The following is a 22,511-nucleotide window of genomic DNA, read 5'->3' as shown; positions in this document are numbered from 1 at the left end:
AAAATAGTAGAAGAATTTCAAGGTCTCCTTAGAACTCGGAATTCTTCTATCTAAAAGAGTGTGTGTTGTATGGGTGAGGCTTTCAGAACTATCTAGATTTCTTGCAGATGTATTAAGCTACATCAACCAGAGGCTACTAATTGCCGTAAGTGGTGATCAGGCTTCCCTGCTTGTTCCGCTCAATATGGTTCGTGTCATCAGCCTGTTGTGCAAGATGCTTGAACAGTTGTGCTTGTCTGGGTAGTATCTCAACCCATAACACTTGACCATGTTGTGAGAAGGAAGACAATGACTGCTCCTAGAGCCAATACTCCCTGAATTAAATTACCAATCAAAGAGCTAGCAACGACTGCTACTGAGGCTTTTAGGGCTTGTTTGAAGTTGCGCCGATATAAAAACTCGCCAATAAACGCACCAATAAACGGCCCAATCAGTAGGCCGATAATGGGACCACCTACCACTAGAGCAGGGGGTAAAAGGCCAAATAAAACCGCTACTAAACCCACCATTGCGCCAATTTGCCCCCACCGGCTGACCCCGGCTTTTTTCGCTCCCCAAAAGGTTGCTAGAAAATCTACGGCTGTACTGACAACGAGGACAGCGATGGCTACCCCCAATGCCACGCCAATTTTGCCAAAGCCTACCACTAAGCCCCACAGCAAAATGGCGACTAACACCAGACTAGAGCCCGGCAAAGCAGGTACAACGGAGCCGATAACGCCGACGATCATGACGGCGATCAGGATCCAGTACAGAATGATTTGCTGGTCTTGAAGCGCGCTTAAAAAGTCCACAGACATTATCCAGAGATGGGGGTTGATTCTTGTTGGCTAAGAGTATTGTCTAATTTATCTGCGATCGCACTTACCCATGCTTCGTCCTGATTGGTGTAGCTGCGGGGGACATTGGCGCCTAAAATAAGGACGCCTTCGTTACCAATGGGCTGGCAGATCACGCCCTGAGTATTTTCAGGAAGATAATCGAACTCAACCCTGCCTGGGTAAAGCTTTAGGGCGACTAAATAGACCGCTTTTTCGGTGCTCAAAACCCGCTCAACAATGGCACCAGGTTTCACCGTTGAGATGGGTCCTAATACCCCTCGTCGGAGCAATACCTGATCGCGATACCAAATCACCACAGATTTGGTAACGGTATTGGTGAGCAGTATATGAGAAGCCCATGCCAACTCGGTTTTAGCCGTTTCTGATAAATTAGGTGCAAACTCAATGCCCTGCTCTCCGATCAGCTCGACGGCCTCGGGTGATCGCGGTTGAACTCGCTGCCAGAGCAATCCAGTCAGAATCAATACGGCACTGATAATGACGCCGACGGCATCAGAGCGGGCCTGGGATGTCGTCAAACTGGGGGTAAGGAGGCGATTAACCATGAGTAAAGCACCCCCCAGTCCTCCGACAACAAAGGGTAGTAAACGTAGTATTCGATTGGGATCAGATTGAGGCATCCCTTTTTAATGGCAACGTCAGGACTACCTTTATAGTAATCCGTTGGGGAAAGTGTGTTGTTCCAGTCTTGGTGGAATATCAGTACTGCGTTTTCCTGGATAGAGGTGTATTGCTTCTCATTCCCTACAATGCTGTTTCGACTTGATGTGTACCCTATCAGCCTCGTTGATTAGGCACAGGTTGATCGACTGAGATTTGGTAAAGCGTATTTTTATCACACCTATCAATTGTGCATGGGCTGACTTTCAACTCTTCAGTTGATTTAGATGCTAATTGATAATGCTTGATGTTGGAGATTTTAAGCCAGATTTAAAGTAAAAATCTTAGCTTGGTGAGGAGTATTTAGATAGGACAGATAGGTGGTTGATGTTAAGGCTAGAAGACAAAGATTTCTGGCATAAAAATTTTTAGTGAAATCTTTGTCTATCTAGTAGATTGTCTCTACTCAAATTCAATAAAACAAGCTAGAATGTGCACTGCTTAATGCAAGGTAAGGATCTTATTAAGTTGTTATGAATTGATTAATTTTTCAGTGGCAAAACTATATATATGATCTCTTTTTGTGGAGAATTTTAGTTTTAAAATGCTGATTGTCAGGTTGGCGATATAGCTAACTTTTTTTTAATGTCTTTTCTGATTGCCGAGTGAAGTTCTTATATATAGCTTATAAATTAGATGCTCCTGATAGAGATGCGTTAAGTCGTTTAAGCAATATTAGGGTGGTCATGATCACAGTTAAACCTGAAGTGTTCTCGAGCCTCAACTACCTGTGATGGAGAGATCTTAAATATGACTGGATCTGCACCTGACCCTTTCCATTTACCCCAAGATGAAGAAGAGACTCTAAGCTGTGACATCCAGTTAGAAACGTTGCTGCAGCAATCTACTTTATTGAGAGAGGTGACTAATGAGATTCAGAAAAAGCTCGATACCAATACCATCTTTCAGATTGCTGTTGACAAAATTCAAGATGTACTAAAAACAGATCGAGTTGCTATTTTTCAGTTCGATCCTGCCACCGATTATAGACAAGGTGTTTTTGTAGCAGAAAAAGTTGTTCCAGTCTATTACTCCGTAGTGGCTGCGCGAGTAACAGATGATCGCTTTAGCGAGAATTACGCTGATAAATATCAATTGGGTCGAGTATTTGCAGTTTCTGATATTTATACGGCGGGTCTAAGTGATTGCCATATTCAGATTTATGAGCGGTTTCAAGTTCGGGCCACCTTAGTTCTTCCCCTACTTCAAGGCGATCAGCTCTGGGGATTGCTATGTCTGCATCAGTGCTCAGGACCTCGGGTATGGCTATTCTCAGAAATAGAATTTATGGAGCAAATTGCGATTCAGCTCGGTATCGCTCTAAATCAAGCAGAATTGTATGAGCAGGCATTGGGTAAATCCCAACAATTACAAATTGCCCTCCAGCAAGTTGAGGTGCAGAAAGAACAAGAGGCTTGGAAAGCCAGGTATGAGCGCAATATTGCTGAAATTGTTCTGCGGATTCGCCAAAGTTTAGATATTGAGGATATTTTTCGGGCAACGACCCATGATGTACGTGAGTCTTTGGGATGCGATCGCGTTGTCGTCTACCAATTCTTTCCAGATTGGTCCGGGAAATTTCTGGTTGAGGCTACCGCGCCCAACCTATCGCCCCTATCAGAAATAGATGTGCCGACCACCTGGCAGGATACTTATTTACAGGAAAATCAGGGTGGGAAATACCGAGATAATGCCATGACAGTGGTTACTGATATTTACCAACAATCCTATACAGACTGCCACATAGAGATCCTGGAATGGTTTCAGATTAGAGCCTATATGGTTGTCCCCGTTTTTATCGGTGAAACCCTCTGGGGGTTATTAGCGGCATACCAACTCCACCAGCCTCGTTCATGGCACCAGGTAGAGCTGTACCTCCTGAAACAAGCGGGTGCCCAGTTGGGGGTGGCTTTGCAACAGTCAGAACTACTCAACCAACTGCGAGAGTCAAAGAATAAAGCAGAAGCTGCGAATCAGGCAAAAAGTGCTTTTTTAGCCAATATGAGCCATGAGTTAAGAACCCCCCTCAATGCCATTTTGGGGTTTAGCCAACTCCTAGCTCGGGATAAAAACCTGACCGGTGAACAGAAACAAACCCTGAACACCATTAATCGGAGCGGCTCTCATCTGCTGAATTTAATCAATGATGTTTTGGATATGTCCAAGATTGAAGCGGGAAAAATTTCTCTCAATCTTCAGAACTGTGACCTCCTCCACCTGCTAGATTCCCTGCAAGAAATGTTTGCCTTGAAAGCCAAATCGAAGGGATTAGTTCTAAACGTCCAAAAATCAAGCCAATTACCATCCTATATCCGTATTGATGAAAGCAGGCTCAGGCAAGTGTTAATTAATCTGCTGACCAACGCCTTGAAATTTACAGACGTTGGCTCCGTTACCTTGAGCGCTTTTACCCAACCCTCGCCCGAGTCGTTGACTCCCCATCAAGAGAACCCTCAACCTAGCCTTTCACTATGCTTTGAAGTTGAAGATACGGGAATAGGAATAGCGAACAACCAACTCGCTGGTATTTTTGAAGCCTTTATCCAAACGCCATCGGGGCAACGCTCACAAGACGGCACAGGGTTAGGCCTGGCGATTTGTCGTCACTTCATCCACCTGATGAAGGGTGATATTCAGGTCCAGAGTCAGCCAGGACAGGGGACGACCGTATTGGTGCAGATTCCTGTGGTGATTCCAGATACGGATGAGGTTGAAGAACATCGCTATACGAATGTGACAGGCCTTGCTCCTGACCAAGCTCCCATCCGCATGCTCATTGTTGAAGATAATTTAGAGAATCGGCAAATTCTAAAGCAGCTGATGACGGATGTGGGATTTGAGGTGCAGACGGTCGAAAATGGCCAAGCAGCCGTCGACTGTTGGCAAGCCTGGCATCCTCAGATAATTTGGATGGATTGGCAGCTCCCCGTTATGAATGGCTATGAGGCAACCAGGGTCATTCGTTCCCTAGAGTCTCAGGGGAATCAGAGAGCTGATGTTATTTCTCCGAGTGCGGTCTCCAGAACAGAAATATCTGCTTCAAGAACTATTATTATTGCCGTAACAGCGAGTGTATTCGAAGATACCCAAGCTGAATGCGAGGAAGCTGGCTGTGATGATTTTCTGTGCAAACCCTATCAACCCAGCAGGTTATTTGAGCTACTGGCTCAACATCTCAACCTGAAGTTCTTGTCGGAAGATCAGGGGCAAGCTATCACTTTTTCCGAAGACCAGGATGCTCTGCTAATAAGCGATCATGATGCGGAATTGCAGCTATCTCAGCGTTCTGTAGAATGGCTCACTCAGTTGCAACAAGCGGCGATTGAACTGGATGAGGAGTGGGTTAGTCAACAATTAGCAGAAATCACGACTGACTATCCCAAGTTGACCACGAAACTGATGAAGCTATTTAGAGGGTTTCAATTCGATCAAATTACTAATCTGGTTGATAATGCTCTGTCTCTCAAAACGAAGACTTAAGATGATGGGCTGTTTAGGATCGCGATCGCCTTATCACCTTGAGTCAATCCCCAGACTCTTTTGGTTAGACGCCTTGTTCCGTTGCCGGCACTTCACCAAAACTAATCTGCTCGGAGGAATAAGACCGGGGTTCAATGTGGATAGTGGCCCGTATAGGAGCATACTTTTGCTCCAGAATGGCTTCCACTTCTTCTGTGATGTCATGGGCCACTTCGACACTATCTGAGTCCACCACCAGGTGCATCTCGATAAAGGTCTGACGTCCCAACAACCCACGAGAAGCTATATCGTGACAGTTGAGCACCCCAGGCACATTAATCACCGCGTCATGAATCGCTTCTGGGGCAATGGCCATCTCATCCACCAACCAAGGCAAGTTGTGCTGCAATACAGACCAGCCGCTAGCAAATACTAAAACGCAGACAGGGAAGGCCAACACCACGTCGACCCATTGATATCCTAATCCCACACCGACAAGGCCCAGCATCACCATTCCGGTGACCCAAATATCGCTCATCGTATGTTGCGCATCCGATAACAGAATGCTGCTGTTCACCCGCTCGCCAACGCTACGCTCGTAAACGGCCACAATAATATTGAGGCCCAATACCACGAGCAATAGTTCTAAGACTTGAGGCGACATTGCCACATCAGACTGTTGGCTGAAGAGATTCCCCACTGCCCCTTCTAAAATTTCAAAGCAAGCAATCCCTAAAAAAGCAGCGATACCCAACGCCCCAATGGCATCAAATTTTTGGTGTCCATAGGGATGCTCGCGATCGGGTTCTGGGGATGCCAATCGATTCATGGTTAATCCCAGCACGTTATTCGCACTATCGGTAATGCTATGCAGTGCATCTGCGAATAAACTCAAAGACCCTGTCCACCATCCCAGGCCAGCCTTAATTAGCATCACTGTGACATTTAAAAACAAGACAGTGACGAGCACATTGCGCACATCTTGGCGATTATCGATAGTCATGAACCTACTAGGGCTGCTTTTATTTAAGAACGGCTATTGAGATCAATCATCAGTCATTAAGGCCGCTTATTGCAACTATATGTAGAAGCCACAACTTCTTTTTTTTATTTAAATCAAAAAAATTATTTATGGTCATCAAAACTCTTACGCATAGAGCAGTAGATGAATTAATTGTGGTGACAGGATTTCAAAGCCTCGGTGAGTGAAGAATTTATTGAAACAGTCTGAAAAGGGTAGATCTGCAAAACCCTCTTATTGATATTGCTTTTAATTAATAAGCCATATTTCTGGTGCTTTATGGGATCAGTAGTAGGTAAAAGTAGTGTGACTGCCAAGTGTTTTAAGACTTGCGAAGAATGATGCCTAGTCCCCTTTCATCGAAATGGCCCATAAACGGGTTGATTAAATATTTCTCCCGTGATGGCAATGTCTACCTCTTTGTCCTCCATGCTTGAAGGGGGAAGGATCTCTTCGCTTGAAGGAGGATGGGTTAACGTCAGGCTAGCTCTTGTAATGTAGACAAACTTGGCAACGGTACTGAGCCCAAAAACAAATATGAGTTTCCCAACTACGGAAAACCCAACTTTTACACTGATTCCCCAGATCTCGTAGATGTTGTGAAAGTGAATCATTGCTGGGCGGGCATTCTGACTCTGATGCTCAGACCTCATCACATCTGTGGGACAGCGTAGCAACGGATTTGCACCGATTTATCTAACGACTGAACCTTGTTAGAGCCAAAGGTATTCCATTGTTGTTGGATGCTAAAATAGCGCGCTAATTCTAGATACTACCTCCAGAATGTATAGATATGTGAAGCAATCTAGAATTGTCTTCTAGCTGGGATAGAAGTAGAATATGAAATGATTATGAAACAGTTTTCACTGCATGACCAATATCCCTCTCCGAAGAAGTGTTGTGTTCGCCACTCTCCTGGCATTTGGGTTAGCTTTTACCGGCTGCACAGCCCCTGACGGGCCTTCGACGAACCCTGAAGAGCAGACTGCAGAAAATGAAAATCGACCCGCAAAAGCGAATGGGAAAAAGACGGTACTGACAACATTCACGATTCTGGCTGATATGGCCCGCAACGTTGCCGGTGACAAGCTGAACGTAGAATCCGTCACCCGTATTGGTGCAGAGATTCACGGCTATGAACCCACTCCTAGCGATTTGGTTAAAGCCCAGGATGCCGACTTGATTCTCTACAACGGCATGAACCTGGAACGCTGGTTTGAGAAGTTCCTGGGCAGTGTCAAAGATGTCCCTTCGGCGATACTGACAGAGGGAATTGAACCGATGCCGATTGTGGAAGGCCCCTATTCTGATAAGCCCAATCCCCACGCTTGGATGTCACCCCGCAATGCCCTGGTGTATGTCGAAAACATTCGCAAAGCATTTGTGAAACTCGATCCAGAAAATGAAGAAACCTACAACGCCAATGCTGAAGCCTACAGCAAGAAACTCAAAGCTATTGATGATGAGCTACAAGCAGACCTAGAGAAAGTTCCTGCCAGCCAACGGTATTTAGTGAGCTGTGAAGGCGCATTTTCTTACCTGGCTCGGGACTATGACATGAAAGAAATTTATATGTGGCCGATCAATGCAGAACAGCAGTTTACTCCTAAGCAAGTCCAACGCGTGATTAAAAAGGTCAAGTCGAATGATGTACCGACGATTTTCTGTGAAAGTACCGTGAGTGATGAAGGGCAAAAGCAGGTGGCCAAAACTACAGGCGCGCGGTTTGGCGGCAATCTCTATGTCGATTCTCTCTCAACGACAGAAGGCCCCGTACCCACGTTTTTAGATTTGCTGGAATATGACGCTCGCACGATAACCAACGGCTTACTCGCTGGCCGCAAAAACTGAACGTTCGCAAGATATTTGGTAACGATTACTAGTCAAGATGATGAATTCTACAACTCAAGCCTTCGGCATTACCGTGGATAACCTGAGCGTCACCTACAATAATGCCCGGTTAGCTCTTTACAACGCGACTTGCACCGTAGAACCCGGAACCATCACCGCTTTGGTAGGACCCAACGGCTGCGGTAAATCAACCCTATTCAAATCCATCATGGGGTTTTTACGTCCCACCCAAGGCCACATCCGGGTGCAGGGCTTGCCCGTTCATAAGGCCCAAAAACGACAATTGATGTCCTATGTCCCGCAAGCTGATGAGGTGGACTGGAATTTTCCCGTCAGCGTTTTCGACGTGGTGATGATGGGACGCTATGGCTATATGAATGTGCTGCGGATGCCCTCTGCGAAGGATCGACGGCTGGTGATGTCCAGTCTTGAGCGAGTCGGTATGGTTGATTTTCGCCATCGTCAAATTGGAGAACTATCAGGGGGCCAGAAAAAGCGCGCATTTCTAGCCCGAGCCTTGGCCCAAGAAAGCAAGGTCATGTTACTGGATGAGCCGTTTACAGGGGTAGACGTCAAGACAGAAAAAAGCATCATTGATCTGATGCTGCAATTGCGTCAAGAACACCACACTATTTTGATTTCTACCCACGATCTGGCATCTGTGTCGACTTTTTGCGATCGCACCATCCTGCTCAATCAAACGATTCTTGCCTCGGGGACGACCGCCGAAACCTTTACTGAAGAAAATCTTGCACTGACCTTTGGCGGTTTGCCCATCCGGAGTCTAAAGCAAATCCCTCTGCAGTCAGAGGTAGAAGCATGACCATGGCATCCATACCGCTGTGGAATTGGATTGTCGAACCCTTACAGTATGCATTTTTAGTCCAAGCAATCTGGGTGAGTGCCTTTGTGGGCCTAGTGTGTGCCGTACTCTCCTGCTACATCACCCTTAAGGGTTGGTCCCTGATGGGAGACGCCATTTCCCATGCAGTGGTACCCGGTGTAGTGGTGGCCTATGCCCTGAATATCCCCTTTTCCATTGGTGCGTTTGTCTTTGGGTTTGGGGCTACAGTTGCCATCGGCTATGTGAAGTCCAACACTCGCCTGAAAGAAGATGCCGTGATTGGGGTGATCTTCACCGGGTTTTTTGCCTTTGGTTTAGTGTTAATCACCAAAATCCCCAGCAATATTGATCTATTCCATATCCTTTTTGGTAATGTCCTCGGAATTTCTCAACAGGATATTATCCAAACCTTGATTGCAGGGACGATTACCCTCGTTGTCATTCTGCTACGGCGCAAAGATCTGATGCTATTCTGCTTCGATCCGAACCATGCAAAAGCCATTGGTCTGAATACTCAAGCTATGTACTATACCCTGCTGTGTGTGCTAGCTCTGACCATTGTCACGGCACTGCAAACCGCAGGTATTATCTTAGTGATTTCAATGTTGGTGACGCCGGGTTCAATTGCCTATTTATTGAGCGATCGCTTTGACCATATGCTGATCATTTCAGTGATCAGTAGTGTGTTTTCTTGTGTAATGGGCACTTATCTTAGTTATCACTTGGATATTTCCACGGGGGGTAGTATTGTCACTCTCTTAACCCTGGTATTTATTGTGACGATGTTTTTCTCTCCCAAATATGGCATTATCGCTCAGCGATTGCAGCGAAAATATCAGACTTCCAACGTTACATTGCCCTCGCCGACTCGGGACTGATTCGGTACACTTAAATCTCTAGGGTGAAATCGGTCAGTGAAATCTCACCCTGCTCATTGCCCTGTCTGCAAAGATAGTGCTCATAGATAAAGGTTTAACTATGGAAGTAGTGATAGGCCGAGATGATTTTTTAGCACAATATTTGTCTGGGAAACGGAATTTTGCAGGGGCTAACTTAAGAGGTATTTCTCTGAGTGAAGTGGATTTGAGTGAGGTCAACCTTCAAGATGCTTATCTAGCTGGCGCTGACTTAGAGTCTGTGGATCTGGGCGATGCCAATTTGCAAGGCTCCACTCTTAGAGGCGCTGATCTAGGCGGAGCCTTTTTGCAAAGTGCCAATCTTAAAGGAGCTGATCTGCGGGGGGCTAATCTGATGGGGACGGATCTAAGAGAAGCTGATTTAGGCGATGCCCGATTAGCCGCCGCCGATTATGATCGCAATACCCATTTTCCCACCGGATTTCATCCCGAAACGGCGAAGATGCATTTAGTTACTTAGGCCGCCAACGCCTATAAGCTTTTAATAGTAAGGTTTTAGGCTGGATGCCTCGATGGATGGCGCTCATCTGGTGGATGGTATTGCAGTTGCGATCGCACGCAACTCAACTACACTAATTCTCCTAGATGAACAGTGAGATCTTGTAGCCTGGCATAAGTTAGGGGCTAGACAGTTTGCAAAACAACTACAAAAAAGACCTTACCCCGACCTGAGGTTGTTTGACGCCGACTCTCACCCTGGGCCAAACATGGAGTGTTGATAAAATCCTGGCTAAAGCATCAAAGTCATCAGGGCTTGGATACATTCGATCTCTTTAGAGAGGCAATATAGTATGTCTTGAGAACTGTGTCTGGACTTTAGTAGATATATAGATAAAAATCAATCATTAATTTATTGGAGATATAGATAAATCTATTTATAATGAAATTACTTGCACCAACCAAAACACATCTCTTACGTGAAGCGCACTTATTTATATAAGTGCGCTGTTTTCTGTCTAGGCAAGGGCTAGCTCAACAATGCTTGTCATCCTCGTAACAGAACATGACATTCGACTTCTCAAGCTCAGGGATTGCTGGTAGTTTGGCGTTCAAGGTTCTTTATGTCTTTGGAATGCCCTGAAGGTAGGTATTCCTTTTGTGTATACAGTTTGTTATTCACCTGCACTTCCTGAAGTGTTGTATTCAGCTTCAAAATACGGATTGACATTATTTATCGTTATGAAACTAGGCACCCCCCAGCCCCTCCCCAAACCCCCCATTCTCTTCATCAAGATTCCACTCCACGTCCCTCTAGGAGAATGCGAATACTCGGTCAGTCGACAACCATTGCTACCCTAACAGCTCTATTCACCGTCTTGGGAGTACAGTTTGCTGCCGCCGAATCAGTCTTAGAAAAAGTGCAACGTACAGGTACGTTAACTGCCGGTACTAGCCAAGAAGCACAGCCCTTTGCATTTGCGGATGATCAAGGGCAATTGCAAGGCTACTCGATTGATATGCTGAAGCTAATCCAAGCTCAGTTAGCCAAGGAGTTAGGACGAGAGGTTCAGCTCCAGCTGATGCCCATTAACCCTGAAGACCGGATTCCCAAACTGGTTCAAGGTGAAGTGGATATTGTTTGTGATGCGAGTAGTTATACCTGGGAACGAGATAAGAAAATTGATTTCTCTGTGAGTTACAGTCTGACAGGCACTCGCTTGCTAGTGAAGCAGCAAAATGCAGCGTGGGAAACGGCTGACCTGGCAAACAAGAAAATTGCGGCCCTGGCCGCGACCACCAATGAAACAGCCATCCGTCGGGCTCAGCCCCAAGCCCAAGTCGTGATCGTTAAAACTCATGCAGAAGGATATAAGGCCCTTCAGCAAGGGCAGGTAGATGCGTTCGCCGCCGATGGAATTCTACTGGATGCCTGGCTGCAAACGGCTAAAGATCCCAGCGAGTTCGATGTTATTGGGTATTTTTCTAAAGAAGGAATTGCCTGCATGGTGCCTGAAAATAACTCTCAGTTTGCGGATCAGGTCAATTATTCCTTAGTACGCTTTATGCAAGGGTATCTGCAAGGTAAAGAGTCCTATGTGTCAATCTTTGATCGTTGGTTTGGAGATCAAGCAAAGGTCCCTCTGACCCAGGATTTACGAGACTTAGTCCTCGAAGCGATGCAGCTCGTGGTTGATTTCAAGGAAGAGATTCCCGAAAGCGATCTGTAACGCTTGCTGTTAGAGAGAAGAGGTGAACTAACCGACTTTTTCGTTTAGGGGGCAATGGCAGTCTTCTTGCTCCAGCCATTGTTGTCCGACTTGGTAGAGGGCTGCCAAGACAGGCTGAATGTGTTGCCCCTTTTCGGTGATGGAATATTCCACATGCAGAGGTACCTCTGCAAATACCTGCCGTTCGACGAGGCCATGATCCTCTAAATCTCGCAGCCGCACCATCAGAGTTTTGGTACTGATGCCGGGTAGGGCTGACTGGAGTTGGTGGGTGCGTTGGGGACTGCTAAAGAGTTCTCGCAGAATGGGGATAGACCACTTGCCGCCAATTCTATCCAGGGTATATTCAATCGGACAGGAGGAGCTGAGACAGTTTTGTGTGTCGTCCATCATTCACCCCAGGATGGGTACACTTCCATCCTGACGTTTCTAGAGGGTACGTCAAGGAATAGGGGGCTGATTATCCAAAATTTAAGAATTTGTTCAGAAGTACATCAAGGGTAGATCTGGCTCTAGCTTTTTACTTTGGGTAACTAAGGAGACCTTGTGGTAACTATCTTGCCGCTTTCAGGGGGATCAGGCAGGATGCAATCAGTAGCTAGAGGGAACGTTTATCCATGATTCGACTACTGGTTGGTGTTCTGGTCTTTGTCTTAAAAACGGTCTATCGAGATCGCCCCATTCCGCGTTTTTATGTTCTAGAAACGGTGGCTCGGATTCCCTATTTTTCCTATCTCTCTGTGCTCCACTTTTATGAGACCTTGGGGGCTTGGCGACGGGCCGATTGGCTGAAAGTACACTTTGCTGAGTCCTGGAATGAACTCCATCATTTGCTGATCATGGAAGCGTTGGGTGGAGATAAAAAATGGATGGATCGGTTTCTGGCTCGCCATGTGGCGCTACTGTACTACTGGATTGTTGTGGTGCTTTATTTGGTGTCACCGCGCTCGGCCTACCATTTTATGGAGTTAGTCGAACAGGAAGCCTATCAGACCTACAATTCCTTTCTCCATGATCATGCCAAGGAACTCAAAGGCCAACCTGCACCTCAGATAGCGGTTAGCTATTATCGCGATGGCGATCTCTATATGTTTGATGAGTTTCAATCGGCTCGCGTCCCTGAGGAACGTCGTCCTGCCGTGGATAACCTATATGACGTGTTTATCAATATTCGTGATGATGAAATGGAGCATGTGAAAACAATGGTGGCTTGCCAGTCTGTGGAAGCACAGGGTAACCTCAGCCCCCATAACCCTGCCCTGATCTCTGAATCTTAACGCCCTGATTTCTATTGCTGCAATCTCCTTTGAATGAACAGCTCTGGGCGACTCACCCTAGTCGCCCTTCCCTACTTTCAGAGAGGCGTTCTCAAAGCGGTTGATTGGAGATTTAGGCAAGGAATGATGGGTGCGATCGCAACTATAGATACCCTTATAACGGTACTGAACATGATAGAGACAACCCAGAAAATAGATCCCTTACTATCCCTGATTGCAGTGCCACCCGGTTATTTGAACGTTATGGGATATTGGGATGCATCAGAAGAAAATGGTCCAGGATGTCGGGCGGTAGTGTGGTTGCAAGGATGTCATCGTGGTTGTTCTAATTGTGAAAATCCTCAATCTTGGTCATTTGAAATTAATGAGTTGATATCGATTGATCGCATGTTTCACATCATTGTTCACAATCCCAAGAATGAGGGGGTGACCTTTGTTGGAGGAGAACCCTTTTGGCAAGCACCGGCTCTAGCTTTACTGGCAGAGCGCTTGAAATCAGAAGGCTTGAATACGATGGCCTACACGGGATTTACCCTAGAACGATTGTTGGCACCCTACGCTCCAGCAGGTTCGCAAGCATTGTTGGAGCAACTAGACCTAGTGGTAGATTTTTCCTTATATAAAGCCCATTTGGGGTGTTTCTTATAGTGCTGGGCCAAAAAATTCTTGATGCCCGTAGTTTGATCAATGGATGGAACCCGATGGCACCGCCATCAGGTCATCAAAATTAGAGTAAAGCTCAACCACTAGGTTTGAGTGCTTCTTGAACAAATGGTAGTTCCGTCTGTTGGATGCCAACATCGAGATACCTGCTGATTAAACTTATGTTTGCTGGTCGTTTCCTTCTGGGGTGTTACGCAATGTGGCGATAATCTCACCTGCAATCTCTATGTCATGCCGGGGATTTTCTCTCATACAAACCATGCCTGATCGCAATCTCTGTAGATGTTCCAGTATCTGCTCAGCTGAGTAACCCTGAGAAACCAGCGACACGATGTGGGGAGCGTAGCTGTCGTACTCGTCTGCTGGAGCAAATTCACCGGGTGCAAGATCCATCGGATCCCAACGTTTTAAGATCGTCTGCACGGCTTGAATACGTAACCTTGCCTCCTTAGTCCGCGATTTGTGGTTATTGCTCATACCATCACCGTATGCTGGGTCAAATTTTCAGGATAGTCGGACCGAGAATTGATGCGAATAAGAGAATCAAGTCAGAATAGCCTGCTTGGCCCATCCATGGGTTATTTGGCGAAAGGTTTTACATGTTGAATCCAAAAGCAAAACTCGCGATCACCCGATGTTTCAATCTCGGACTCCATTCGCGTTCGTAAGTCTTGGCCCATTTCTGACCAAGGTTCAATCAATACCATGCCATGGGCAGTGTGCGCGTTTCCTACAAAAATATCACCACTGCTGTGGAGTGCTGTAACAGAGTCAAGGACGGAGTTGAGCCAGTTAGATTCCGTGCGGTCTGGCTTTAGTGTGCGTGCAATTTGGAGTATCCATGCAAAGTGCAAAATATCATCTTCCAATTGCGCCTTGATTTCGGAAACAAGTTGTTGATCAACGGCCATCTGTAATCTCCGAACTCAATAGACGCATCTATGTTGCAAGGGTTCGAGAGAAACTTAACGCCCCTACAAACATCATGAAGTCCTGAGCATTCTGTGCAAGTCGCAGTGAGGAATAGTGTATCCGAACGCTGGCAATATAAACTTAGCAATCAGAAGTGCTCGCTGCATTCGTCCAGTACTGGAATGTTTCATCTCCAATCTGGTCGCTATCTTCTCGATAAATCTGACTCAGACACTTGTAGAAGGCTCTGGCTTCTTCTTCTAAACCGAATGCTATTAAACACTTAAGTATTCGGGTAATACGAAGATAATTATGGTCAAACATGTTGACCCATTCCTTCTTTCGATGTGGATAGTTTTCAGATTTACGGATGGTTACCTGTACTCTCTGATCACTGGTAATAGCTAAACCGTAGAAATTCAACATCACTGAGAATGACTGAGACAAGTGTTGCTGTAGTCTTGGGTCTTCTCGAAATGCTCGGATAACTTCTTGATCAACCACTGGCGCGTTTGGATTAAAGTGGCTTTGTGCCGTGAGTGGGAATAACCATTGGACGTAGTCATGGGCACACTCTAACTTCTCAAAATCCCATACCCATATTTCTTGTATTTTTCGTCCTTCAGAATCAGGTCTTTCACCCAAATAAAATGGCACAATCATAGCTGTGAGATTTTCTTGGGAGTACATCTTCAAAGGCATCTTTGTGAGTCATACATCTCACGATAGCATCGCCTAACAGTTGTGATGATCGGGCCATTGTGAGCGTTCATCCACTGCAGATCATATTGTTGATGGCTTCGCCTTGATCATTTTTTACCGTCGTAAGTTGGTGAAAGTAAGGAATGGGCAGTTCAGGCGGCTCGTTCTTGATCAACATGGCCTAGCCAGTCTTTGCGCAAAAGAGAGTCTGCATGTCTGCAACCGAGTTAATCATCACTCTTCTGCCAGAATGTGCCCATTGTCTTGTGGCAACATCGTTTCAGGCATATTCATAGTATCAAGTTTCAAATCGTCAAGTCATTGATCAGACTCTGCAAGTCTGGTTTAACCAGTGCGGGGGAGGTTCTATGCAACCGCAGCTTGTTGCAGTGATTGAACTGTAGAAATGATTCCAATTCTTTACGCAATGCAAGGAATAACCCCTCGGTTTTTAAGACGGTGGGTTCTAGTGCGAGATGATGAATATGCAGCAGTGATTCAGTCCTCTCGGTCTTGCAGTCCATTCGAGCGACCAGCTTCCCCTCCCACAAAATGGGTAGAGAGAAGTAGCCGTATCGGCGTTTGGCCTCAGGAACATAGCACTCAATTAAATAATCAAAACCAAATAGCGCCTTGATGCGTTTGCGCTGAATAACAAGATTGTCAAATGGTGAGAGTATTTTTAGTTTGCTGCGAGCCAAAGGTTTGCTGAGCAGCTCCAGTGCGATTGGCAATGCATAGTAGAGCCTACCAGTGACACGAATCTGCAATAGCTCGCCGGTAGAAACCATGTCCTCCAATGTCTGATCAATAAGCGGCTTGATGCCTTTCAACAAATAGGCAATTTCGGCAGACTGCCCTAATCCGTTGGCACGCAAATATCGCGTAATCAGAAATCGGGCGTATTCTTCTGGAGTAGGCAGGGTGGTATCGGTGCCCTCTGGTAATACCCGCTCGGTGAGATCGTAAACCTTGTGGAAATTGACACGGTACGGCACCATGAGATCCCCTTGCATAAACAGATATTCCAGGGCGCGTTTAGCAGGCTTGGTTTTCCATGGACCGATCCGTTTACCAGTATGTTCAAAATCTTTCGCCATTAACGGGCCTTCGGTGGCAATACGCTTGAGCACCCATTTCAACATCTGCTCATCGCGCTTATACCAGTGGCTCTGGTCACCTCTTGCGAGGGCATGTTTACGAGGCAGACTGAATCGGTAGTCACGAAGAGGCAGGTAGGCAGCCGCGTGAGACCAATATTCAAAAATCTGTTTGTCGGCAAGTAGTTGATTGAGCTGGGAAGCCTCATAACGAGGATTGCGATTCCACAGAGTATGGTGATGGGCGCGCTGAATAACAGAGATGGTGTCAATCTGGATATAGCCAAGGTGCTCAATCGCCGATAGCGTCGCTTCAATTGCACGACCGGAGTGGTTCTTCGGCGGTAACCTCTGTGATAGCAGGATCAGTTTTCTGGCTTGTTGAATGGAGAGTGATTCTTTCATAGCAGCAATCTCTCGTGGACCTAACCGCCCTGCAATGGAATGGGAAAATTAGAATCGTGCTGATACGTAGAGGATCCTAGTCTTTCAGAACGATTAATTAGACGGACAAGGTATGAAAATATCCTTATCTCGGATGCATCGAGTTGTTATGCCTTTCAATTGAGCTGTTGATCGGCTCTACTATACCGCCCTGATTTCGCCTCAGTGTCAAGAACTGTCCGAAGAGCCTCGACAAACTCATTCTTACAAGCTGGGTCGGCACTACCTCCGTCAGGTAATAAACTCATGTCGCTGAGTTCATCGGCTATCAGCCGCTCAGGCATATACTCCCATCTGCGGAGCAAGTATTCATATGCTGCCAAGTAGGCTTGTTCAATCGTAATTTTGCCAGAATCTTCAGTCATTTGTGGTCAATGATGGGTGGTTTGTTATACGTCGTTCCCTATTACTTCGCTCCCAATTCATTCCAATATTGCTTAGATGCCTGCAAAAGAGTAGCGAAAGTAACTGCAGCACCGTTGTCCAGCTCATAAATGGCCTCCACGTAGTTTAAGCGCAGTATGCCATCAGTACAGCAGACTGATATGTGGCCTTCTTCATTTTTCGCGCTCAGGATTTCGAGGTCACAATCCCTTAATTGAGTGAGATCTGTGATAGGAGTTGAGTCATTAAATGGAATGTACGCTATGGCGCTACAACCATGAAGATGAACCCAGAGGAAAGTAGACCCGACAGCTAGTACTTCACATAGGTACTCTATTTCGACCTTCACAGACATGTCGCCAGGACACTTACCCTCGAAAGCAACAATGCTGCCGTCGTGTAATAGGTTCCAGATGTAAGCATCACTATGCATTAAATCTAGCTTCACATGTCGCTCTACTCTTTTCTCAAAAACTATGAAAATAAAGGCTTTGAACTACTTCTGTCAGGCAGTCAGAGCAGCCTATTTAATATAAATTACCCTTGTGGATAGTTTTAGAAATACTCCTAAAAGCCTTCCCTCTCAATGCTGATGATTCCACATCAGCAAACTAAAACCAATGTGAGTTCTAACATCGGTCATGATTCAGAGAAATGATTGCACTGTCCAATCTAAAAAGCAGAGAAGGTTGCGATCGCATCTCCTAACTTCTGCTTCACCCCATCTACTGGAATTGCTCCTAACTCACCTGAGGCCCGAGTGCGAATATTGAGGCTATTGGCTTCTACTTCCTTATCCCCAATCACTGACATTACCGGAATCTTGGCTTTCTCTGCATTGCGGATTTTCTTGCCTAGGCGATCGCCACTTTGATCTACAGAGACTCGAATTCCACCGGCCTGCAAATCAGTGGCTACCTTCTGTGCAAAAGGCATATGGTCATCATTTACTGTCAACAGCCGCACCTGTTCCGGTGCCAGCCATAGGGGAAAGACACCTGCATATTCCTCGATCAAAATGCCAATTAGGCGTTCGAGGGATCCAAATGGAGCCCGGTGAATCATAATTGGGCGCTGGCGGTTGCCGTCTTCTCCCATAAACTCCAGGTCAAAGCGTTCGGGCAGATTATAGTCCACCTGAACCGTTCCCAACTGCCATTCCCGATCGAGGACATCTTGGAAAATGAAATCCAACTTAGGGCCATAGAACGCAGCTTCGCCAATCCCTTCAAAATGCTCCATTCCCAAGGTCTCAACCGCTCGACGAATGGCATTCTGAGCTTTGTCCCAGGCTTCATCAGAACCAATATATTTGTCTGAATCTGGATCGCGGAAGCTCAGGCGGGCTTTGAAGTTCTTGAGCTGGAGTTTCTCAAAGACGGAAAGAATTAAATCCACCACCTTCAGAAACTCATCATCCAGCTGATCGGGGGTCACAAATAAGTGGGAGTCATCGACGGTAAAACCGCGTACCCGTGTGAGGCCACCCAACTCGCCGGATTGTTCATACCGATAAACCGTGCCGAATTCTGCCAGTCGCATAGGTAAGTCGCGATAAGATCGCAACTCGCTCTTATAGATCTGAATATGAAATGGACAGTTCATGGGCTTCATGACAAAGCCTTGTTCGGAGTTCCGATCTTCATCGTTCTCGCTCATCAGCGGGAACATATCTTCCTGGTATTTTTGCCAGTGACCTGATGTCTTAAATAGATCAACTCGAGCAATATGGGGTGTGGTTACTCCGAGATATCCTCGCTTGACCTGTTCCTGTTTGAGGAAGTCTTCAAGTTGCGATCGCAACAAGGTTCCCTTAGGCGTCCATAGTGGCAATCCTGGTCCCACCAGATCAGAAAAGATAAATAATCCCAGCTCTTTTCCTAGCTTGCGGTGGTCACGTCGAAGTGCTTCTTCCTTCCGCCGCTTATGTTCTGCCAGTTGTTCAGGGTTCTCCCAAGCAGTGCCATAAATGCGCTGCAATTGGGCCTTAGTTTCATCCCCACGCCAGTAGGCACCCGCGACACTTTCTAGGGCAATCGCTTTGGGATTCAAATCGCCAGTGGACTCCACATGGGGACCCGCACATAAATCCCACCACTGATCGCCCAAATGATAGAGGGTGATTGGATCTTTTAGATCTTCCAGGATTTCCAGCTTATAAGGCTCTTGCTGTGCTTCGATTCTTTGCTTTGCCTCTTCCCGACTCACCTCTTCCCGTTCTACAGGCAGCTTCTTCTTGATGATTTTGACCATCTCTTTCTTGATGGCCTTCAAGTCTTTATCTGTAAAAGGATTCGGGCTGTCAAAGTCGTAATAGAACCCCGACTCAATCCATGGACCAATCGTGACTTGGGTGCCAGGAAACAGCTTCTGAACGGCCATCGCCATCACATGGGACGTGGTGTGACGGATTTTCTTGAGTTGTTCTGATTCACTTGTCTTGGGCAAATGAATCTTTTCAGGCTGTTGTTCAGGTTGCTGTTCAGCGGACATTGCGGATCTATTGTCTCAGCTAATTTTACGGACTTGTCCCATCTTATCGAAACCTTTGAAGGAATCACCTATAAAGTTGGATACGGCCTCAAACCTCACCGAGCAATTCTGCCTTTTGGCCAATTGGCTTATTTGTCCCGTGCTTCAACTACGAAGTCCCTGGCTAAGCCTCAAAATAGCAAAAAGTAACTAAATTTAATGATCACTCCTATTGACGACTCTTGCTTAGCAATATGGAACGAACCGTATCAGCCAATCCCCATCGATTTTTTCTTTTAAGGCCAACCCCAGTCTTTAGAAAGGGTTCTATGTTCTGTTGTTCAAATTAGCAATGCTGATATGAATGGCTGGATTGCGACATTCCTAGCAAGCCGATCATGGATAACTCGCCTAGGTTTACGCCAATCTGAAGGGGGGGAACAGGCACTAGTAATAGTGTTAAACAGCATTGGCACCTCATCTCTTCCCATTGATGTCGGACTGCCGATCAACTGTGCTTATCTATAAAGCTTTTGAAAGCTGACATGTTAAAAAGATTTTTTTGTTTATTGTTCTTTATTTTATAGATTAAATATGTATATCTAATTAAGATTCTAATTTTAAGATTTTTAGACTTTATTATTTGTATATATTGCCTATGAATTCATTTGATTCTATTTTTTTGCGATTTAAGGATAATTTATCCTTACTCAACCACTGCAAACTAGTCAATAATGCTTACAGGTGCTGAAACTCAAGGGAGAGTCTAGAGAATGAAATTAGCCTACTGGATGTACGCTGGTCCAGCTCATATTGGTACGTTGAGAGTTGCCAGTTCGTTCAAAAATGTTCATGGCATTATGCATGCTCCCTTGGGGGATGACTATTTCAACGTGATGCGCTCCATGCTAGAGCGAGAGCGGAATTTCACCCCCGTTACTGCCAGTGTCGTCGATCGTCATGTTTTAGCCCGTGGCTCCCAGGAAAAAGTCGTCGATAACATTACTCGGAAGGATGAAGAGGAAAATCCTGATTTGATTGTCCTCACCCCTACCTGTACTTCCAGCATCCTGCAAGAAGATCTGGAGAACTTTGTCGAGCGAGCTGCCCTCAGTACTAAAGGGGATGTTCTGCTGGCTGATGTGAATCACTATCGGGTCAATGAGCTACAGGCTGCAGACCGCACCCTAGACCAAATTGTTCAGTTTTATATCCAGAAAGCCCGTAAAAATGGCGATTTACTGGAAGAGAAAACCGCTAAGCCTTCCGTCAACATCATTGGTATCTCAACCCTAGGTTTTCATAATCAGCATGACTGCACCGAACTGAAGCGGTTAATGGCTGACTTAGGGATTGAAGTCAATGAAGTCATTCCTGAAGGGGCGTCCGTCCATAACCTCAGACGGTTACCTCAGGCCTGGTTTAACCTCGTTCCCTATCGTGAAATTGGACATATGTCCGCTCGCTATCTAGAGGAAGAGTTTGGCATGCCCTTCGTCGATATCACACCCATGGGTGTGGTAGAAACAGCCCGCTGTATCCGTAAGATCCAAGAAATTATCAATGCTCAAGGGGCAGACGTTAACTACGAAGAATTTATTGAGAACCAAACCCTGCATGTTTCTCAAGCAGCCTGGTTCTCTCGCTCCATCGATTGCCAAAACCTAACGGGCAAGAAGGCCGTGGTCTATGGTGACAGCACTCATGCGGCAGCGATGACGAAAATTCTAGCTCGCGAAATGGGCATTCATGTGGTTTGGGCAGGCTGCTACTGCAAATACGATGAAGAATGGTTCCGTAAGGAAGTGAGCGAATATTGCGACGAAGTGCTGATCAATGAAGATCATGGTGCTATCGGCGATGCCATCGCCCGAGTCGAACCCTCTGCTATCTTTGGTACGCAAATGGAGCGCCATGTCGGTAAGCGGCTTAATATTCCTTGTGGTGTGATTGCCGCTCCTATCCATATTCAAGATTTCCCCATCGGCTATAAACCTTTCCTGGGCTACGAAGGGACAAATCAGGTGGCTGATTTGGTTTATAACTCCTTCACCCTAGGCATGGAAGACCACTTACTGGAAATCTTCGGTGGCCATGACACCAAGGAAGTGATCACGAAGGGCATCTCGGCTGATTCTGACTTGGGTTGGAGTTCTGATGGTCAGGCAGAACTCAACAAAATTCCTGGTTTTGTGCGCGGCAAAGTGAAGCGGAATACCGAGAAATTTGCTCGTGAGCGCGAGATTACGGAGATCACTGCTGAGGTTCTGTATGCCGCGAAAGAAGCGGTGGGTGCATAACCTCAATTCCTTGATTTAAGGTAAAACAATCCAGGCTACCCAAATTTGGGTAGCCTGGATTGTTTTAAAGGAAATAGTATCGGAGGAAATTCAATTTTCTGGGGTGAATAGAATAGCCATCTGCCATTGCTAGGGTTTGATTGCAATAAAAAACCCCCATTTCAAAAAATAAGGGTTTAGAGGTTTGGTTTGGCAATCTATATTGTAGTTATCAGATTGCATAACTGCTTTTACGCAGTTTTAAAAACTTTTTTACAATTCTGTTGTTGATTTCTTAGCACGATTGCACCTAGAGCAGGCAATGGGTTAGAGCTCTAGTTCTCAATAGGGGCGTTTTTGCTATCCATCAAGATTAAAGTATTCGTAATGATAGATAACATTGATAAAGCAGCAAATCCAGCAATAGGAATTAGCATGTAATCATATCCCCCAGGTATCGATTTCTTATATTTCTATGATCCCCAAAATAATCGAGAGTGTTCAGGTCAGAAATAC

General features: G+C 45.9%; 19 protein-coding genes. 9 read left to right on the top strand and 10 right to left on the bottom strand.

The annotated features are described in order from the left end of the window. Positions 1 to 248: 248 nt before the first annotated feature. Entirely contained in the window at positions 249 to 800 is a 552-nt protein-coding gene (locus HRE53_RS06010) for a DUF456 domain-containing protein (protein ID WP_212662641.1), read from the bottom strand. Next, positions 800 to 1,462: a cofactor assembly of complex C subunit B gene (locus HRE53_RS06005; RefSeq protein ID WP_235109471.1), complete on the bottom strand. Its 663-nt coding sequence runs from the start codon at positions 1,460 to 1,462 to the stop codon at positions 800 to 802. Before HRE53_RS06005 ends, HRE53_RS06010 begins: the two co-directional genes overlap by 1 nt. Positions 1,463 to 2,252: 790 nt before the next feature. Between HRE53_RS06005 and HRE53_RS06000 the strand changes: the two genes are divergently transcribed. Beyond that, positions 2,253 to 4,982: a GAF domain-containing protein gene (locus tag HRE53_RS06000; RefSeq protein WP_235109469.1), complete on the top strand. Its 2,730-nt coding sequence runs from the start codon at positions 2,253 to 2,255 to the stop codon at positions 4,980 to 4,982. Positions 4,983 to 5,046: 64 nt separating this feature from the next. On the opposite strand, the gene HRE53_RS05995 is transcribed toward HRE53_RS06000, so the two are convergent. Beyond that, positions 5,047 to 5,964: a cation diffusion facilitator family transporter gene (locus HRE53_RS05995; RefSeq protein WP_212662638.1), complete on the bottom strand. Its 918-nt coding sequence runs from the start codon at positions 5,962 to 5,964 to the stop codon at positions 5,047 to 5,049. 888 nt (positions 5,965 to 6,852) lie between these two features. On the opposite strand from HRE53_RS05995, the gene HRE53_RS05990 reads away from it, so the two are divergent. From HRE53_RS05990 to HRE53_RS05970, 5 genes are all read left to right on the top strand, one after another. Then, the gene (locus tag HRE53_RS05990; protein WP_304518419.1) at positions 6,853 to 7,833 is read left to right on the top strand and encodes a metal ABC transporter substrate-binding protein; all 981 of its coding nucleotides are present in this window, start codon (positions 6,853 to 6,855) and stop codon (positions 7,831 to 7,833) included. A 40-nt stretch (positions 7,834 to 7,873) separates the two neighbouring features. Beyond that, positions 7,874 to 8,656: a metal ABC transporter ATP-binding protein gene (locus HRE53_RS05985; RefSeq protein ID WP_212666348.1), complete on the top strand. Its 783-nt coding sequence runs from the start codon at positions 7,874 to 7,876 to the stop codon at positions 8,654 to 8,656. A 2-nt stretch (positions 8,657 to 8,658) separates the two neighbouring features. Beyond that, the gene (locus HRE53_RS05980) at positions 8,659 to 9,555 is read left to right on the top strand and encodes a metal ABC transporter permease (protein ID WP_315874845.1); all 897 of its coding nucleotides are present in this window, start codon (positions 8,659 to 8,661) and stop codon (positions 9,553 to 9,555) included. A 100-nt stretch (positions 9,556 to 9,655) separates the two neighbouring features. Continuing rightward, positions 9,656 to 10,054 (top strand): pentapeptide repeat-containing protein, encoded by a 399-nt coding sequence (locus HRE53_RS05975; protein WP_212662635.1) that lies wholly within the window; start codon positions 9,656 to 9,658, stop codon positions 10,052 to 10,054. 799 nt (positions 10,055 to 10,853) lie between these two features. Continuing rightward, positions 10,854 to 11,762: an amino acid ABC transporter substrate-binding protein gene (locus HRE53_RS05970; protein ID WP_235109468.1), complete on the top strand. Its 909-nt coding sequence runs from the start codon at positions 10,854 to 10,856 to the stop codon at positions 11,760 to 11,762. 27 nt (positions 11,763 to 11,789) lie between these two features. On the opposite strand, the gene HRE53_RS05965 is transcribed toward HRE53_RS05970, so the two are convergent. Then, positions 11,790 to 12,152: a winged helix-turn-helix transcriptional regulator gene (locus tag HRE53_RS05965; protein WP_396133444.1), complete on the bottom strand. Its 363-nt coding sequence runs from the start codon at positions 12,150 to 12,152 to the stop codon at positions 11,790 to 11,792. Between the two features lie 227 nt (positions 12,153 to 12,379). Between HRE53_RS05965 and HRE53_RS05960 the strand changes: the two genes are divergently transcribed. Together HRE53_RS05960 and HRE53_RS05955 are read left to right on the top strand one after the other, a co-directional pair. Next, positions 12,380 to 13,039, top strand: a complete 660-nt coding sequence (locus tag HRE53_RS05960) for an alternative oxidase (RefSeq protein ID WP_235109466.1) — start codon at positions 12,380 to 12,382, stop codon at positions 13,037 to 13,039. Positions 13,040 to 13,072: 33 nt separating this feature from the next. Beyond that, complete coding sequence (locus HRE53_RS05955; RefSeq protein WP_235109465.1) at positions 13,073 to 13,687, top strand: 4Fe-4S single cluster domain-containing protein; 615 nt, start codon at positions 13,073 to 13,075, stop codon at positions 13,685 to 13,687. Positions 13,688 to 13,861: 174 nt separating this feature from the next. On the opposite strand, the gene HRE53_RS05950 is transcribed toward HRE53_RS05955, so the two are convergent. The 6 genes from HRE53_RS05950 to thrS form a co-directional block, all read right to left on the bottom strand. Then, complete coding sequence (locus HRE53_RS05950) at positions 13,862 to 14,179, bottom strand: hypothetical protein (RefSeq protein WP_235109464.1); 318 nt, start codon at positions 14,177 to 14,179, stop codon at positions 13,862 to 13,864. A 101-nt stretch (positions 14,180 to 14,280) separates the two neighbouring features. Next, positions 14,281 to 14,613: a hypothetical protein gene (locus HRE53_RS05945; protein ID WP_235109462.1), complete on the bottom strand. Its 333-nt coding sequence runs from the start codon at positions 14,611 to 14,613 to the stop codon at positions 14,281 to 14,283. Between the two features lie 142 nt (positions 14,614 to 14,755). Further along, positions 14,756 to 15,304, bottom strand: coding sequence for an opioid growth factor receptor-related protein (locus tag HRE53_RS05940; protein ID WP_235109460.1), 549 nt, complete (start codon positions 15,302 to 15,304; stop codon positions 14,756 to 14,758). 317 nt (positions 15,305 to 15,621) lie between these two features. Further along, positions 15,622 to 16,821, bottom strand: coding sequence for a winged helix-turn-helix domain-containing protein (locus HRE53_RS05935; RefSeq protein WP_235109459.1), 1,200 nt, complete (start codon positions 16,819 to 16,821; stop codon positions 15,622 to 15,624). Between the two features lie 155 nt (positions 16,822 to 16,976). After that, positions 16,977 to 17,225 (bottom strand): hypothetical protein, encoded by a 249-nt coding sequence (locus HRE53_RS05930; RefSeq protein ID WP_235109458.1) that lies wholly within the window; start codon positions 17,223 to 17,225, stop codon positions 16,977 to 16,979. A gap of 691 nt (positions 17,226 to 17,916) precedes the next feature. Continuing rightward, entirely contained in the window at positions 17,917 to 19,737 is a 1,821-nt protein-coding gene (thrS, locus tag HRE53_RS05925; protein ID WP_235109457.1) for a threonine--tRNA ligase, read from the bottom strand. 752 nt (positions 19,738 to 20,489) lie between these two features. Here thrS and bchB point away from each other — a divergent pair. After that, positions 20,490 to 22,016 carry a ferredoxin:protochlorophyllide reductase (ATP-dependent) subunit B gene (gene bchB / locus HRE53_RS05920; RefSeq protein ID WP_212662626.1) on the top strand — a complete coding sequence of 509 codons (1,527 nt, stop codon included), beginning with the start codon at positions 20,490 to 20,492 and terminating at the stop codon, positions 22,014 to 22,016. The last annotated feature ends 495 nt before the right edge of the window (positions 22,017 to 22,511 follow it).

It is taken from the genome of Acaryochloris sp. 'Moss Beach' (assembly GCF_021497025.1).
GTDB lineage: Bacteria > Cyanobacteriota > Cyanobacteriia > Thermosynechococcales > Thermosynechococcaceae > Acaryochloris > Acaryochloris marina_A.
This window is presented reverse-complemented; position numbering and strand designations above follow the sequence as displayed.